Below are 16856 nucleotides of genomic sequence, written 5' to 3'. Positions count from 1 at the left end.
TTTAATCTCATTTTTTTAATCAGTCATACAATTAATTGTTAATAAATGGAAACAATAGTATAATAAGATTATTAAGGAAGTGGGAGGATATAATATATGAAAAGTAACCTGTTAAAAAGAATTGTGGTATTAACAATTATGATAACAACTTTAATAGCTGTTTTACCTATAAGTGCTAGTGCAGCTTGGAAACAAGATTCAAAAGGTTGGTGGAATACAGAAGGTGATTCATATTCTGTAGGTTGGAGACAAATTGATTCTAAATGGTGTTATTTTGACCAAAGCGGATATATGGTTCACAATACTATAATTGATGGGTACTATCTTGATTCTAAAGGAATTGCAGTTGCTACTATCAAGGGGGATATACCAATTAGAATTCCATCTAATTGGATACAAATAGATAATCTTAAAGCAATTTCTTATGCTATTGATGCTAAATCAGCTTTTATTTATGATACAACTGATACATTTGGGGGTTCAGAAAGTACTTTTATAAATGGAATGAAATATGGAATAACAAAGGTTTTATCAGAGGCAGAAGTTAGTGAAAAAAACTATAAGGGTAAAAATGCTACTTGTATCCAATATACACTTACAACTGATTCTGGAAATAAGAAAGCATATTCTGTACTTTTATTTAAAAATAATAAAGTACATTGTTTTAATGTTGTAAGTAGTCCTGAGGATTTTGATAATGCAAAACAACAATTAGAGGATATGTTAAATTTGTCATTGGAATTATAATAAAAGAATAATTGATTTTAAGGATTATCAAGCAAGGTGGTTATTAAAATTAATGTATAGAGTTATACAAAAAAATAGATTTATGGAATACTAGTAATCTTCTTTTAGGAATGATACTAGTATTTTTTTGTGGTAAGTAATAAAATTTACAAATGCAAGGACGCTTTGATAATAATAATAATAAAAATTTTTCAATTAATTGCATAAAATATTAAAAATCTGACAAAATATATTGATTTTGGTCGAAAAACAATATATAATTTATGTAAGAATACCAAATAAAAGGAGGGATTAACATGAAATTTAAAGAATTAAAATTAAACACTATTCGTGGCAAATTAGTTGTTAGCTTGGTAACAATTTGCGTAATTCCATTGATCATAAGTGGATTTGCATCATATAATCAATCAAAGACAATCCTTAATGACAAATTAACACTTACAAGTAAACAAACACTTACAGAAATAAATAGTGGGTTAATGGATTATTTTCGTGGATTTTCAAATACAGTTGCCATGACTTCTAAGAATCCTACTATCGTAAGCGTTGACTTAACTAACGATAGTGGAGTCATAATGGATATAATGAAAGGTGTAAAAGACAGCGACAAAGATATTCTAGATATTTATTATGGAACAGCTTCGGGAAAATTTTTCATATATCCTGATGCAAAAATGCCTGATGGATATGATGCAACTGCAAGAGGATGGTATAAACTTGCGTTAGAACATAAAGGACAAGTTGTAATAACACCTCCATATGTAGATGCTGGAACTGGAATGAATGTTGTTGGAATTGCACAAACAGTAGAAAAGGATGGGAAAGTAGTTGGAGTTATAGGTATAGATTGTACATTGGCTACACTTTCTGAAAGAATATCTACAAAAAAATTAGGTAATACAGGATATGTGCTTATTTCTGATGTATCAGGAAATGTTTTAGCTCACCCACAAAAAGATATTATTAATACAGATGCAGCAGCTAAGTTAAGCATTTGGGATAAAGTAAAAACAGAGAATAGTGGGTTTGTTAATTATGATGAGAATGGTGCAAAAAAATTTGGAGTATATGAAACAAATGAATTAACCGGTTGGAAGTTAGTAGCTACATTAGATGAAAGTGAATTATCTAATGATACAAAATCTATCTTACAAACAACTTTAATAATGATATTAGTAATGGGAGCAATTGCAATAGTGCTATCATTTTTATTAAGTAAGGGAATAGCTCATAATATACACATGCTAAGAGAAGTATTTGCTAAGGCTTCAAAAGGGGATTTAACAGTTTCTATAACTGCATCAACAAAAGATGAATTTAAGGATTTGGCTATATCATTTAACTCAATGATAGACAACATATCAAAACTTATGAAGAATGTTGCAAATTCATCTAATACAGTATTAGAAACTTCAACAAGTCTTGCAAGTATGTCAGAAGAGATAACAGCTTCTATAAATGAAGTTGCAAAGGCAATAGAAGATGTTTCTGCTGGGGCAACTGAACAAGTTCAAAATGCTCAAAAGGGTGCTTCTGAAATGGATGAGTTGTCAACACGATTAGATAAAATTAATATTAATTCTAATGAAATGGATAAAATTTCAAATGATACTAAAAACTTAGGATCAAAGGGATTATACATGATAGATACATTAACTGAGAAATCAAATAAAACTAAGACAGCTACGACAGAAGTTAATAATATAGTTCAAGATATGAATGAAAGTACTAAGAAAATAAATGCAATATCTGAAACAATAGCAGATATAACAGCGCAAACTAATCTTTTAGCATTAAATGCAAGTATAGAATCTGCAAGAGCTGGTGAAGCTGGAAGGGGATTTGCTGTAGTTGCAGATGAAATAAGAAAACTTGCGGAACAATCACAAACTTCAACAGAAGAAATCAAGGTAATTGTAGCAAGTATTCAAAAGAAATCATACACTGCAGTAAATGCTATTAAATCAACTGAAGCTGTAGTAAATGAACAAGAAGTAGCTGTAAATGAAACACATAAAATATTTAGTGAAATTCTAAAATCAATTGAAATAATGATTACTAAAGTAGATGAAATAAAAATATCTATTGTAGATATAGAAGAGAAAAAACAATCTACAGTGTCAGAAATTAAGAATGTTTCATTTATATCAGAACAAACAGCAGCGGCTTCAGAAGAAGTTACTGCTTCAGCAGAAGAAATAACTGCTACTATGGAAGAGCTTACAAGACATTCAAGTGAACTTCAAATATTAGCAGAGCAATTAGGAACTGAAATAAATAAATTTAAAACTAATTAAGACATAGGAAAGAAAATAACAATACAGTGGAGCAAATGTATTAATACATTTGCTCTTTCTTATTTAAAATTATTAAAGAAAAATAATAATATCTTTTATCTTTTATTTGATAATGAATCAAATACAGTTAAAGTTTTGTTGCATTTGGTCGAAAAAGGGATTATATAGTTATTAAATTTGATAAACTAAAATAAGGGAGAGATTAACTTGAAATTTAAAAACATAAAACTAAACAGTATTCGAACTAAACTAGTTATTAGTTTAGTAGCAATTTGTGTAATTCCATTAATCATAACTGGAATTGGTTCATATAATCAATCAAAGTCAATTCTTAGCAACAAGTTAACAGTTACAAGTACACAAACACTTTCGGAAATAAATAATGGATTATTTGACTATTTTCATGGATTTTCAAATATAGTTTCTATGATTTCAAAGAACCCTGGTATTGTAAATATTGACGCAGATAATAATACTGAAATTATAATGGATATATTAAAAGGTATAAAAGAAAGTGACAAAGATATATTTAGTTCGTATTATGGAACAGAGAGTGGTCTATTTGAAATATACCCTAATCAAAAAATGCCAGATGGATTTAAAGCAACAGAAAGACCTTGGTATAAACAGGCTTTAGCAAACAAGGGAAAAGTAGTTATAACTGAAACGTTTAAGGATTCTAATACTGGTACAAGTGTTGTAGCAATAGCAAAAACAGTAGAGAAAGACGGTAAAGTAATTGGCGTAATATCTATGAATGTATCATTAAATACACTTGCAGAAAGAATATCTACAAAAAAATTAGGTAATTCAGGCTATGTGTTTATTTCTGATGTATCAGGAAATGTCTTAGCTCATCCACAAAAGGAGATTGTTAATACAGATGCAGCTGCCAAGTTAAGCATTTGGGATAAAGTAAAAGTAGAGAATAGTGGGTTTGTTAATTATGAATTTAAGGGTGTAAAAAAGTTTGGAGTATATGAAACAAATGAATTAACAGGTTGGAAGTTAGTAGCTACATTAGATGAAAGTGAATTATCTAATGATACAAAGTCTATATTACAAACAACTTTCTTAATAATAGCAGTAATGGCACTTATTGCAGTATTTATGTCATTTATATTAAGCAAGGGAATAGCTCATAATATACAAAAACTAAAAGAAGTATTTGCTAGAGCTTCAGATGGAGATTTGACAGTATCTATAACTGCTTCAACAAAAGATGAATTTAAAGATTTAGCTATATCATTTAACTCAATGATAAAAAATATATCCAATCTTATGACAAATGTTACAGAGTCATCTAAGACAGTATTAGAAACATCAACAAGTCTTGCAAGTATGTCAGAAGAGATAACTGCTTCTATAAACGAAGTAGCAAAGGCAATAGAGGATGTTTCAGTAGGAGCAACTGAACAAGTTCAAAATGCTCAAAAAGGTGCTTCTGAAATGGATGAGTTATCAACACGATTAGATAAAATTAGTATTAATTCTAATGAAATGGATAAAATTTCAAATGATACTAAAAACTTAGGATCAAAGGGATTATACATGATAGATACATTAACTGAGAAATCAAATAAAACTAAGACAGCTACGACAGAAGTTAATAATATAGTTCAAGATATGAATGAAAGCACTAAGCAAATAAATGCAATATCTGAAACAATAGCAGATATAACAGCGCAAACTAATCTTTTAGCATTAAATGCAAGTATAGAATCTGCAAGAGCTGGCGAAGCTGGCAGGGGATTTGCTGTAGTTGCAGATGAAATAAGAAAACTTGCGGAACAATCACAAACTTCAACAGAAGAAATTAAGGTAATTATAGCAAGTATACAGAAGAAATCAGACACGGCCGTAAATGCTATTAAATCAACTGAAAGTATAGTAAATGAACAGGATTTAGCAGTAGGTAAAACTTATCAGATATTTAATGAAATTCTAAAATCAATTGAAATAATGATTAAAAAAGTCGATGAAGTGAAAATATCTATTGCAGACATAAATGAGAAAAAACAATCTACAGTATCAGAAATCAAGAATATTTCATTTATATCAGAACAAACAGCAGCAGCTTCAGAAGAAGTTACAGCTTCAGCAGAAGAAATAACAGCTACTATGGAAGAACTTACAAGACATTCAAGTGAACTTCAAATATTAGCAGAGCAATTAGGAACTGAAATAAATAAATTTAAAACTAATTAATATATTTATAAATGGGCAAAGGAAGGAATGCATTTGCTCATTTATAATGGAAAAGTTATATGAAATATATAAGAAGAATTAAAAGCAATTCGGATCAGATTCGAATTGCTTTTAATTCTTTTTTATCATTTACTTATTAGAACAAATATGTATCTATTTTCGGCAGGTTATAATCAAAGGTATGGGTTTTCATTGTGAGTATCTATATAGATAAACACATCATAAGTTGTATTTATACATGGCATTATATTCAATACTTACTATACTTAGGAGTATACAAAAACAGAGAAATTGGATAAATGTTTGTGAAAGCGGCATTAGAAAATAAGCTGTTGAAGCCATTTAGTGGCTTCCAGCGAAATTTTCTTAGTCCGCTGGAATAAACATTTATTCAATTTCGGTGAGTTATACGCATAAGTATGAGTTCCACTGTGGTTATATATATTGGGTTATGGTATAAAAAATCAAATATAATGATAAATTTAAATATTAGCGAAGTATTGTCCTGTCATGATGATGTTAATTAAATCTGATAAATCATCAATACTATATTCAAGGCCGGAATAAGACCATTCCACAAGAACATTGACTAGAGCGCCTGACATAAAGGCAAGGGCATATTTATGTTTAGCACTATCTGTATCAAATTTTTTCTTAATTAAAACATCTACAAGTTTAGCAATACGTTTTTTATATTGTTTATCTAAGAGATAAGTTAAGTTATTTTTAATAAGAAGTTCTAAAAATTCGGAATTGTTAGACCAAAAATCAAAATGACTCTTCAAAAAAGTTTTCATATCAAATTTATTCTCTTCAAAAAATTTCTTTCCAAAATTCACAAGCAAGCTCCCGATGTAATTTTCTAATATATCATCTTTTGAAGCATAGTTTTTATAAAATGTTTGACGAACAAGATCAGCATTTTTAGAAATATCTTGTATTGTAATTTTGGAGTATGGAGTTTGAGTCATTAATTCTAAAAGTGATTCTGTAAGCCATTTTTTTGATCTTTCTGAACTAGGGTTTGGTCTTTTATCATTATTCATTTACACATTTCCCTTTCTGTAACACTTATCGTATAAGTATTGAATTAACAATAGTAATATTATATACTCTTGTAATAAAGTTTACAAGTGTAAATAATATTACTCTGTAGTAAAGAAATATCAAATATGAGGTGACAATAATGGAACAAATAATGAGATTTTTAAAAAGTAAATGGACTGTATTAATTTTACTTGTTGTGATTGGGACAAGTATTTATATTATGTTTCCAATTTTGAGTTCATCAGCAAAGAGTTCTGATGATAAGAGTTTTAAAATACAAGGTAATTTAAAAGTTACAGAAACTAAGCTAAATTCAAAACTTGCTGGAAATGTAGCAGAAGTATTAGTTAAAGAAGGTGATGAGGTTAAAGCAGGTCAAAAAATCATAACAATTGGTTCAGAAGCGGTACAAGCTAAGAAAACACAAGCAGAAGCTGGAATAAGTCAAGCACAAAGCCAATATGAAGCGGCACAAGCTACATTAAGTTCAGCACAAGCTACTAATGAAAAGGCACAAAATGGTGCAAGAGCTCAAGAAGTTGAACAAGCAAAAGTTACATATGATTATGCTTCGAAAAATTATGACAGAATTAAAGTCCTTTATGAAGAAGGCGCGGTGCCACAATCACAGTATGATGACGTTTTTCTCAAGTATTCTCAAGCTAAAGAGCAATATGAGATGGTACAAGAAGGTGCAAGAAACGAAGATAAGTTATTAGCAAAGTCTCAGGTTTCTGCAGCACAGGCTACAGTTGAAACTGCACAAGGAAAGGTTGATCAAGCAAAAGCTGCTTTACAAGAAGTACAAACATATTTAGATGATGCAAGCATAATAGTACCAGTTGACGGTACTATTACTACTATTAATGTAAACCCGGGTGAATTAATTTCTACAGGAATGCCTCTTGCATTACTTAGCAGTAACGAAAAAGATTGGGTTGAACTTAATGTAAAAGAAACTGATTTAGGTAAAATGAAGCTTAAAGATGAGGTTTCAGTTAAAATATCTGCATATCCTGAAAAACAATTTACAGGAGTTGTAACAAAAATTAATAAGAAACCAGATTTTGCAACTAAAAGAGCAACAAGTAATAATGGGGAATTCGATGTACTTTCATATGCAGTAAAAGTAGAGTTACAAGATTTGGATGAAACCGTGTATCCGGGAATGACAGTGGAAGTTAGGTTCCCTAATAAGGTGGAAAACTAATTATGAATATATTATGGAAATGTATAGCTGAGAAATTACAATATTTAAAATTATTATTAAAAAAACAGAAGATGGTAATTATAATATTGCTTGTTGTTCCCATATTATCAAGTATAGCATTAGGTTATGAAATGGGAAACAACCGTATTGATCATATTCCAATAGTAATAATGGATAATGATAAGTCTGAATCTAGTAGAGCTGTAGCTAATTATGTAGCTGAAAATGATATATTCAATGTAACTGCCTATGCAAAATCTAATAAGGAAGTAGAAGATATGATTTATTCTGGTAAAGTCATGGCTGGAATGATTATTCCTGAAGGATTAAATGCAGATATGAGAGAAGGAAATGCACCACAGATTGTTTTATTTTATGATGGCACTAATATGGGTGTTGCAAGTGCTGCTAAAAGTGCCATGTCAGAAATTTTATTAACTATAAAATCTGGTTATATGAAAGAAATATATCAAGGGAAATTAAATGTATCCTCGTATCAAGCCTTAAAACAAGTTCAACCAATGGGTGTAACTTATAGAACTTTATATAATCCTACAAAGAATTATAGGAATTTTTTACTTCCTGGTATGTTAGTTTCAATAATACAAGTGGGACTTGCAATAGTTGGTGTGGAAAAATCCAATGACAGTGAATATGGGTTTGGTACAGTAGTAAAATGTATAGGAAAGTGGGGAACAATTGGAGCTATATCAATCATTATTTGTTTGGGAATACAGTATGTTTTTTATGATATGCCATATAAAGGAAATATATGGGCAGGTTTATTACTTACAGAGCTTTATTCTATTAGTGTAATTTCATATGGATTTGCTATAGGACTTCTTATAAAAAATAAAACACTAGCAACTCAATTAGCTTCAATTTTGGTATTACCAACTTCTATTTTAGGAGGATATTCTTTTCCAGTAATGGCTATGCCTATAACATTTCAAATACTAAGTAAAGTTATGGCATTTACATATTATGGAGATGGAATAAGGAATCTCATTTTAAAGAAGATATCATTTTCACATATAGTACCAGATGTACGAGCAATGATTATTTTTATTGGAATAGCAATGATAATATGTTTTCTAAAGTCTAGTAATAAAACTAAAACAGTATAAAAACATATCTAGTTATAGATAACCACAGTGGAACTCATACTTATGCCTACATCCGCCGAAATTGAATACATATTTATTCCGTAGGACTGTGAAAATTTCGCTGGAAGCATTCTAAATGGGAGGTTGCACCCATTATAGTTTGCTCCAAATGTAAAAGCTCACAGAGAAAGTTCGAAGAACGAAATATAAAATTTCGATTCTCACTTTTTGGACAAACTATAATGGAACAACCTCCCATTAAGAAGCTTCAGCAGCTTATTTTCAATGCCTACTTCATAAATATGTATCCAATTTCTCTGTTTGGATATGCTCCTAAGTATAGTAAATGTTGAATATAATACCAAGCATAAGTAAAATTTCAGTTGTGGGTATCTATAACTTAAAATAACGATTATATGTCAGGAGAAAAGTTATGAGAGAAAATAATAATAATTTTAATTTTGAAAAAAAGAATGTTGTTTTATTAATTTTAGCACCTATTTTAGGCATTATCCTTTTTGGATGTGTATATAGCAAGGTATACGTTGAGGAGATACCAATAGCTATATATGATATGGATAATTCTAATATTTCCAGGTCTATGATTGATAATATTCAAGATAGTACAGGAATTAATGTAGCAAGGATAGTTGACTCTCAAGATGAAATGGAAGAATTACTTCTAAATGGTGAAGTAAGTGGGGGCATTATATTTCCTGATGACTTTGGGAAAAATGTTGTTCAAAAGAATTCGCCTAATGTTTTGGCTTTAGTTGATGGAAGTAATATTGTTATTGGTAATAATGTTGTAGGGTATCTTAGTTCAGTCTTTAATACAGTAAATGCAGGGATACAGATTAACATTATGGAAGGAGGCGGAATTATTCCGTATTCAGCTCAGAAAAATATTACTACATTATCTTTTGTAGATAGGATATTATATAATCCTCAAATGGGATATTTTAAAAATATGTTTGCTGTTTTGCTATCAATTTTGATTCAACAACTATATTTATCAGCAATGGCAACTATGCTCATAGAATATAAACATAAGATTCGCGAAGTTCTTGATACACCAAAGCATATAAGAACAATAATTAGAAATGAAATAATACCACAAATACTTGAAGGTATGGCATCCATCGTGATTAGCTTTTTAGTATGCTTGCTAGTAGCCCATAGATTCTTTGGATATCAACTAAAAGGGTCTATAAGAGTAACAATATTGGTATTATTAATATTTTTAGTTAGTTTAACAGCAATGGCATTATTATTTGCAACTTTTTTTGAAAATATAACGTCATGTGTTCAAGTTATTTTGCTTTTATCTGTACCAGGAGTTTTATCATCTGGATATATTTGGCCAGAATTTGCTATGTCTCCTCATTTCATAAATATTGTTAAAGGAACATGGCCACTTTATTATTTTGATAATGCACTTAGGGATTTACTATTAAAAGGTGATTCATTGATGGTAATACAACATTATATTACTGGGGGAATTAAATTTGGAGTCTTTTGGTTTATAGTAGGTGCTATTTCTTATTATATTAGAATTGTATCTATAAAATCAGACAAACAATATGCGTTAAAATAGAAATAGGGATATGGAGTGAATTTAAATGAAGAAAAATATAAATAAAATAGTTGCAATTGGAATTGGATTAAGTATACTTAGCGGAAGTATTAGTCCAGTGTTTGCAGCAGAGAATAATTTAAGTAGTACAAATGTACAAATGTTGGATACTAGAGATAATTTTATAAACGTACAAGCAACTAATCAAAAACCAGTTCTTACATTGAAGAAAGCAATAGATGCTGCTATAAATAATAGTAATAAATTGTCATTGAAATCAAAAGAGATAAAAATGTATAGAGATAAGATGAAGCTTCAAGAAAAAATTAATGATTTTTATGATAGTATTGATCAACCAGTATATGATTTCCCTTATGATAAGCTTGAATTACAAGAAAAGCAAACTGACCAAGCTAAAGAATTTATGGAAGATCAAATAGCTAATGATATTACTAACAAATACAATGCTATTGTTTTAAAAGAAATAGACATAAACAAATCAAAAAGGGATTTAGAAATTAAAATTAAAGATCTTAATTTTATGAAAACAAAAATAGAAGTAGGAATGGCAACAGATAATCAAATGACAGATACACAAATTCAAATTAAGGATTTGCAAAATCAAATAAAAGAAAAAGAGAATACATTAAAAAACAATAAGGATTATTTTAAAGTATTGACGGAATTAAATTTAGAAGAATATTCCTTAGATGAAAATATAGAATATAAAATATTTAGAATAAATGGTTCTGTTGATGATTATATAGATAAGAAGATGGATAAATATTTTAAATATAGTGATGAAATGCTCAAACTTACGAAAGATTATTTAAATGATCTAAAGGATGATAACATAAATAAGATACCAGATAAACCAAGTGTATCAAAGCCTAAGGCAGAAGATTATGTTGCATTGGATACAACAGATTCAATAACAAAGATTGCAACAAATACTTCAGGCGGAAAAGTAATTGATGGGGCCTATGCTGCAAAATTATTGGAGTATCAGCAAGCTCAACAAAAGTATTTGACTTTGCTTAATGCTAATGGATCTTATCTAGACGGTAAATATTCTATGCAGGAGAGTGAAGTGAAATTAGATGAAGCAAAAAAGAATCTGAAAAGTGGATTGAAAGATTGCTATTCAACGTTACTTGCTTTAGAAAATAAAATAAATATAGTAAATGATCAAATCAAATCAACAAATACAAAATTAAGATTTGCAAAATCTCAAGTTGATATAGGCATGATGACTGAAAATGACTATAAAGCTCAAGTCATTAAAAGTGAGGATTTAGATACTGGATTAAGAACACTTATTAATAATTATAATAATTTAATAGACAATATTGAAAAACCATGGATAATTAGTAGTACAAAATAAAAAGAACATAGGGCAAAGGTTAAAATAAAGAGCAAATGTACAAACGCTAGGGTACATTTGCTCTTTATTTTTTGATTACGCCTAATATTCAAAAATGAGATTGTTATGTATGTTAGATTATGTCATAATCAACAGTATAAAGATCGGGTGGGGAGTGGTTCTGTGTCGAAAACTAATTTTATTAATAAATCATATAAAGATAAACTGAGAGCAACCTATACTTTGCTTATGTTCATGATTTTAATTTTGTTGAGCATTTTTGTGTATTTTCAAATGAATATTAAGGTAAAGCCAATTATTGGTGGTATAGGGGACCATGTTATTGATAGCGAAGTGCAATATTTAGGGGACAAGTTTGATGAGCAAAGCAAATTGTTAGAATTACTTTCTGGGACAGAAGCATTTAAAAATGGTGACATTTCTGTTATTAAAAAAGAGATTAATAATCAAATGCGCAAATATGGGGATTTGATAGAGTCGATTGGGTATAAATCAATAACTGGTGAAGAATATGACAATAACCAATACAATGTTAAAGCGCCTGATGGGTATGAGAAAGAATTATTAGCTGGAGATAGTTATATACTCAAATCTAAAGCCACTTTTAATGAAAAACTTGGTCAGTATATAGTATTTGTAGGCATGAAAGTTATGGATAATGATGGAAACACTAAGGGGGTACTAATTAGTAGTATTAGTGTTAAAGATGTTGTCAAAAGTTTAAGCAAAACAAAAATGGGAGAATTAAATGAAATATGGATTTTTGATTCTTCAGGTAATGGAATAGTAAATGCAAATGGAGAACAAAAACCAATGTTTGATATGGAAAGCTTTAAAAAAGATGTTAATAGTAACCAATCTACAGAACTAAGGTCTATAAATCCAAAAGATTCGTCTAGTAACTTAGTTTATTGTAAAATACCTAATACAGAAAATTTATATTTAGTGACTCATATAGAACATGGGGACTTTACAAATGCAATGAACGTTTTATTGCTTGTTTTTATATGTAGTGCTATTGTTATTTCTATTTTGATTTTTGTTGCGGCAAATAAAATGACAAGTTTTGTTACGAAGCCCTTGACTCGTATGGTGGAAATTATAGAGAGTTCTGACGGTATAAATTTTATTGAACTTCCAAATGATCTTAAGGCAAGTAAAGATGAGATAGGAATACTTGCAAATACTATTGATAAAATGGCTAATAATATTCGTAGTAATGTGCAGGCACTTAATGGTGAGATTAAAGAGCGTAAAAAAGTAGAAGAAAATTTAATTGTTTTAAATGATGAACTGGAGTGTCGTGTACAAGAGAGAACTAAGGCTTTAACTAAGGCTACAAATAATTTAACTATTTCGGAAGATAGATTCAGAATAGCTATGGAAGCTTCACATATTGGAGTATATGATATAGATTGTAATAATAATTTATTTGTGGTTAACAGAGTTTTTCTTAATTTAATTAATGCACCAGAGTACAAGAAGTGTATTATTGAAGAACGTGATTGGGTTCAATTTAATGGGAGAATTAAGGATTATATATACGAAGAAGATATATTAAATACTGAACAATTTTGTGAAGAAAATTTACCAATCATGGGAGAGGACTTTTATTCAGAGTTTAGATTAAAGGAAGATCCAAATATTTGGCTTTCGTTTATTGGACAAGCAATAAGTCAAGATCAATCTGGAAAATCTGTAAGATTTATAGGAGTATTGCAAAATATATCTGAAAGAAAAATGATTGAAGTTGAGCTTAAGGCTGCTAAGGAAGAAGCAGAAGAAGCAAGCTTAGCCAAAAGTCAATTCCTCGCAAATATGAGTCATGAAATCAGAACACCAATGAATGCAATTATGGGACTTACACACTTAATCAGCCAATCTGATTTAAATGATTATCAGGAAAATTATATTTCTAAAATAGAAAGCTCATCAAAGACATTGCTTAGAATTATTAATGATATTTTAGATTTTTCAAAAATAGAAGCTAAAAAATTAGAAATAGAAAATATTAAATTTAATTTAGATAAGGTATTTGAGAATGTATCAACTCTATATACACCTTCAGCAACTGGCAAGGGCATTGATATTAATTTCGATATAATGGAAGGTATTCCAGATGTATTAAAAGGAGACCCGCTTAGGTTGGAACAAATCCTATCTAATTTGGTTACAAATGCTATTAAGTTCACAAGTTTTGGGGAAGTGAATGTTGAAGTTAGAATTGCTGAAGAACAGGAAGATAAAATTAAGTTACATTTTAATGTTAAAGATACAGGAATAGGATTAACAAAGGAGCAAATAGAAAGATTGTTTACAGCTTTTACTCAAGCTGATAATTCTATGACAAGGAAGTATGGTGGAACAGGTCTTGGATTAACAATTACAAAGCAATTGGTGAATTTAATGAAGGGTGAAATATGGGTAGAAAGTGAATACGGTGAAGGTTCTATTTTTAAATTTATTATCGAGTTTGATAAAGTTTCAAATATAATAAGACCAAGTTATGAAAGTCATCCTGACTTACATGGAAAAAAAGTATTGGTTATAGATCATAATAAAACTTCATTAATGATACTTGAACGTATGTTACGCTCATTTTTATTTGAGGTAAAGGCTCTTAGGGATCCATTTGAAGCTATTGAATTATTAGAAAAGGAGAACTTTGATTTACTTTTTATTGATTTTAATCTGCCAGAATTATCAGGAATTGATTTATATAAAAGATTAGTAGCTAATACTGAGATTAAAGTACCTAAAACAATATTTGTAAGTGCAACTGGACGCGAGAGTTATTATAATCAAGTGAAGCAATTAGGTGTTAAAAATTTCCTTGTTAAGCCTATTAATCAATCCTTAATGTTTGATACTGTGATGGATGCTTTAAAAGGAACTACAACAAGAGAGGTTAATAGAGAATATAATCAAGAAAGTTATATAAAGTTTCAAAGTGTACTTAAAGATAAAAAAATGCTGTTGGTGGAAGATAATGATATTAATCAATTGGTTGCAAAGGATATTTTAGAGCAAGCAGGCATTCGTGTAAGTATTGCAAGTAATGGCGTGGAGGCAATAAAATATGTTAATGCCAATAAATTTGATATTGTTCTTATGGATGTGCAAATGCCAATCATGGATGGGTACAAAGCTACAGAAATTCTTAGGAAAACTTATTCGAGTTCACAGCTGCCTATTATAGCCATGACTGCTAATGCACTTAAGGGTGATCGTGAAAAGAGTATTGAGTCCGGTATGAATGATTATATTTCAAAACCAATTAATCCAGAGATTTTGTTTGAAACCCTTGGGAAATGGTTAACGGGTAATAATATGAAAAATATTAAAAATCAATTAAAAGAAGTTCCAAATGAAAAAGTTGAAGTTTTAGATTTTAATAAAACTTTAATTAGACTAGGAAACAAACAAGAGTTCTATTATGATTTACTAAATAGGTATTGTGATAATTATAATAAGCTGGTAATTGAGTTCTCTGATATGTGGACGAATAAACAATATGATGAAGCAAATCGATTTATTCATAGTCTTAAGAGCGTTACTGGGAACATAGGAGCTATGAAACTTAATAAATTTATTGTTGAGTTTGAAGAACAATATGAATCTTATGATGATGAGAATTTAAATAAAAATCTTGCAACACTTTATGCTTTAAATGAGGAGCTTTTAAATAAAATTATAAAGGTTATATCAAATGAGAATCCAGAGGAAAAACAATTAAGTTCCAATTTTGATATTTATGAAGCTTTAAACAAATTATTAGAAGCTCTCCCAAAAGCCAATGCTAAAGAAATAAAGGAAAGCATGAGTTATTTAGTAGTAAATACTGAAGATATAAGTTTTAGTGCGCAAATTAATGAAATAAAAAAACTTGTAGATCGCTATCGTTATAAAGAAGCTAAGGTTATGGTTCAAGAACTAATAAGTGTTGTAAAGGAGTCAAATAATGAATAGACAAAAAACAATAATGATAGTGGATGATACAGAAATGAATATTGATATTCTAGTAGAGGCACTTAATGAAGAATATGAATTAATCGTTGCTATTAACGGATTAGAGGCCCTTGAATTAATTGAAGAACAAAAACCTGATTTAATTCTTTTAGATATTATGATGCCAGAGATGGATGGATATGAGGTTTTAAAAAAGTTAAAGAAAAACCAAAATTTGGAGACTATACCTGTTATTTTGCTATCGGCAATTACTGATAGTGATTCGAAAAACAAGGGTTTTTCTTTAGGAGCAGTTGATTATGTTACTAAGCCTTTTGAAATTGTTGAAGTTAAAGCTAGAGTTAAGACACAACTTAGGCTTGAAGAAGCCCGTCTAATACTAGAAAGTCAGAATATTATTTTGGAAGAAAAGGTGAAAGAAAGAACTCAGTTAATTGAAAGAACTAATTCTGCTGCTATATACTGCCTAGCTGCTTTAGCTGAAACAAGAGACCCAGAGACTGGGGAGCATATAAAAAGAACACAAGAATACATAAGAGAACTGGCGTTAGAGTTACGCAAGAATGAAAAATATAAGGATATACTTACGGATGAATATATTGAGCTTCTTTATAAATCAGCACCCTTACATGATATTGGCAAAGTAGGGGTAAAAGACAGCATTCTGCTAAAGCCTGGGAAGTTGACGGCAGAAGAATTTGATGAAATGAAAAAGCACACAACTTATGGAGAAGAATCGTTAATGGTGGGTATAAAAGAATTAGGAGAAGAATCATTCTTGACCTTAGCTAAGGAAATTGCATTAACCCATCATGAAAAATGGGATGGCTCTGGATATCCAATGGGCTTGTCAAAGGAAGAAATCCCAATATCCGGTCGACTTATGGCGCTTAGTGATGTGTATGATGCACTTATAAGTAAAAGGGTTTATAAGGAGGCATTTACTCATGATGAAGCTAAAAACATCATTCTAGAGAGCCGTGGAACTCATTTTGACCCTGATATTGTTGATGCTTTTATAAAAAGAGAGGGTAAATTTATTGAAATTATGGAAAGATTTAAAGGTTGTTAGGGTTAGGCTCGTGAAAAAATATGATCGTCAGTGTGTATGCAGAATATCAGCTGTAAACTACAATACTTCAAATTATGGGAAAGTAATTAATAAGGATGTAACTCTTTTTACGTATGAAATAGATAATGTATTAATTGGATTAGCTTAAATCGAATAAAGCAAACTTTTTGATTGTTAAAGGGTTTGCTTTAACTAGTTATATCCATAAACTAAAGTTTTTACCATTAATTGCGATAAATA

11 protein-coding genes are annotated in these 16856 nt (G+C 29.6%); 10 read left to right on the top strand and 1 reads right to left on the bottom strand.

What is annotated here, in order from left to right; genetic code table 11:
* Window positions 1–96 precede the first annotated feature (96 nt).
* The 3 genes from psyc5s11_RS16290 to psyc5s11_RS16280 all read left to right on the top strand — a co-directional run bounded on the left by psyc5s11_RS16290 (window position 97) and on the right by psyc5s11_RS16280 (window position 5252).
* Complete coding sequence (locus tag psyc5s11_RS16290; RefSeq protein ID WP_224033553.1) at window positions 97–747, top strand: hypothetical protein; 651 nt, start codon at window positions 97–99, stop codon at window positions 745–747.
* 296 nt (window positions 748–1043) lie between these two features.
* The gene (locus tag psyc5s11_RS16285; protein ID WP_224033552.1) at window positions 1044–3044 is read left to right on the top strand and encodes a methyl-accepting chemotaxis protein; all 2001 of its coding nucleotides are present in this window, start codon (window positions 1044–1046) and stop codon (window positions 3042–3044) included.
* Between the two features lie 207 nt (window positions 3045–3251).
* On the top strand, window positions 3252–5252 hold the full coding sequence (locus psyc5s11_RS16280; RefSeq protein ID WP_224033551.1) for a methyl-accepting chemotaxis protein: 2001 nt from the start codon (window positions 3252–3254) through the stop codon (window positions 5250–5252).
* A gap of 482 nt (window positions 5253–5734) precedes the next feature.
* On the opposite strand, the gene psyc5s11_RS16275 is transcribed toward psyc5s11_RS16280, so the two are convergent.
* Window positions 5735–6298 (bottom strand): TetR/AcrR family transcriptional regulator, encoded by a 564-nt coding sequence (locus tag psyc5s11_RS16275; RefSeq protein ID WP_224033550.1) that lies wholly within the window; start codon window positions 6296–6298, stop codon window positions 5735–5737.
* A gap of 140 nt (window positions 6299–6438) precedes the next feature.
* On the opposite strand from psyc5s11_RS16275, the gene psyc5s11_RS16270 reads away from it, so the two are divergent.
* The 7 genes from psyc5s11_RS16270 (at window position 6439) to psyc5s11_RS16240 (ending at window position 16764) form a co-directional block, all read left to right on the top strand.
* Window positions 6439–7509, top strand: coding sequence for an HlyD family secretion protein (locus tag psyc5s11_RS16270; protein WP_224033549.1), 1071 nt, complete (start codon window positions 6439–6441; stop codon window positions 7507–7509).
* A gap of 2 nt (window positions 7510–7511) precedes the next feature.
* The gene (locus psyc5s11_RS16265; protein ID WP_224033548.1) at window positions 7512–8636 is read left to right on the top strand and encodes an ABC transporter permease; all 1125 of its coding nucleotides are present in this window, start codon (window positions 7512–7514) and stop codon (window positions 8634–8636) included.
* A 412-nt stretch (window positions 8637–9048) separates the two neighbouring features.
* Entirely contained in the window at window positions 9049–10212 is a 1164-nt protein-coding gene (locus psyc5s11_RS16260) for an ABC transporter permease (RefSeq protein WP_224033547.1), read from the top strand.
* Between the two features lie 25 nt (window positions 10213–10237).
* The gene (locus psyc5s11_RS16255; RefSeq protein ID WP_224033546.1) at window positions 10238–11575 is read left to right on the top strand and encodes a hypothetical protein; all 1338 of its coding nucleotides are present in this window, start codon (window positions 10238–10240) and stop codon (window positions 11573–11575) included.
* Between the two features lie 162 nt (window positions 11576–11737).
* Window positions 11738–15544 (top strand): response regulator, encoded by a 3807-nt coding sequence (locus psyc5s11_RS16250; RefSeq protein WP_224033545.1) that lies wholly within the window; start codon window positions 11738–11740, stop codon window positions 15542–15544.
* Window positions 15537–16616, top strand: coding sequence for an HD-GYP domain-containing protein (locus tag psyc5s11_RS16245; protein ID WP_224033544.1), 1080 nt, complete (start codon window positions 15537–15539; stop codon window positions 16614–16616). Before psyc5s11_RS16250 ends, psyc5s11_RS16245 begins: the two co-directional genes overlap by 8 nt.
* Window positions 16585–16764 carry a hypothetical protein gene (locus tag psyc5s11_RS16240; protein WP_224033543.1) on the top strand — a complete coding sequence of 60 codons (180 nt, stop codon included), beginning with the start codon at window positions 16585–16587 and terminating at the stop codon, window positions 16762–16764. The genes psyc5s11_RS16245 and psyc5s11_RS16240 overlap by 32 nt, the downstream gene beginning before the upstream one ends.
* The last annotated feature ends 92 nt before the right edge of the window (window positions 16765–16856 follow it).

The organism is Clostridium gelidum (assembly GCF_019977655.1).
In the GTDB taxonomy this organism is placed as follows: domain Bacteria; phylum Bacillota; class Clostridia; order Clostridiales; family Clostridiaceae; genus Clostridium; species Clostridium gelidum.
The sequence above is the reverse complement of the archived record's forward strand: the minus strand, read 5'-3'. Positions and strand labels throughout refer to the sequence as shown.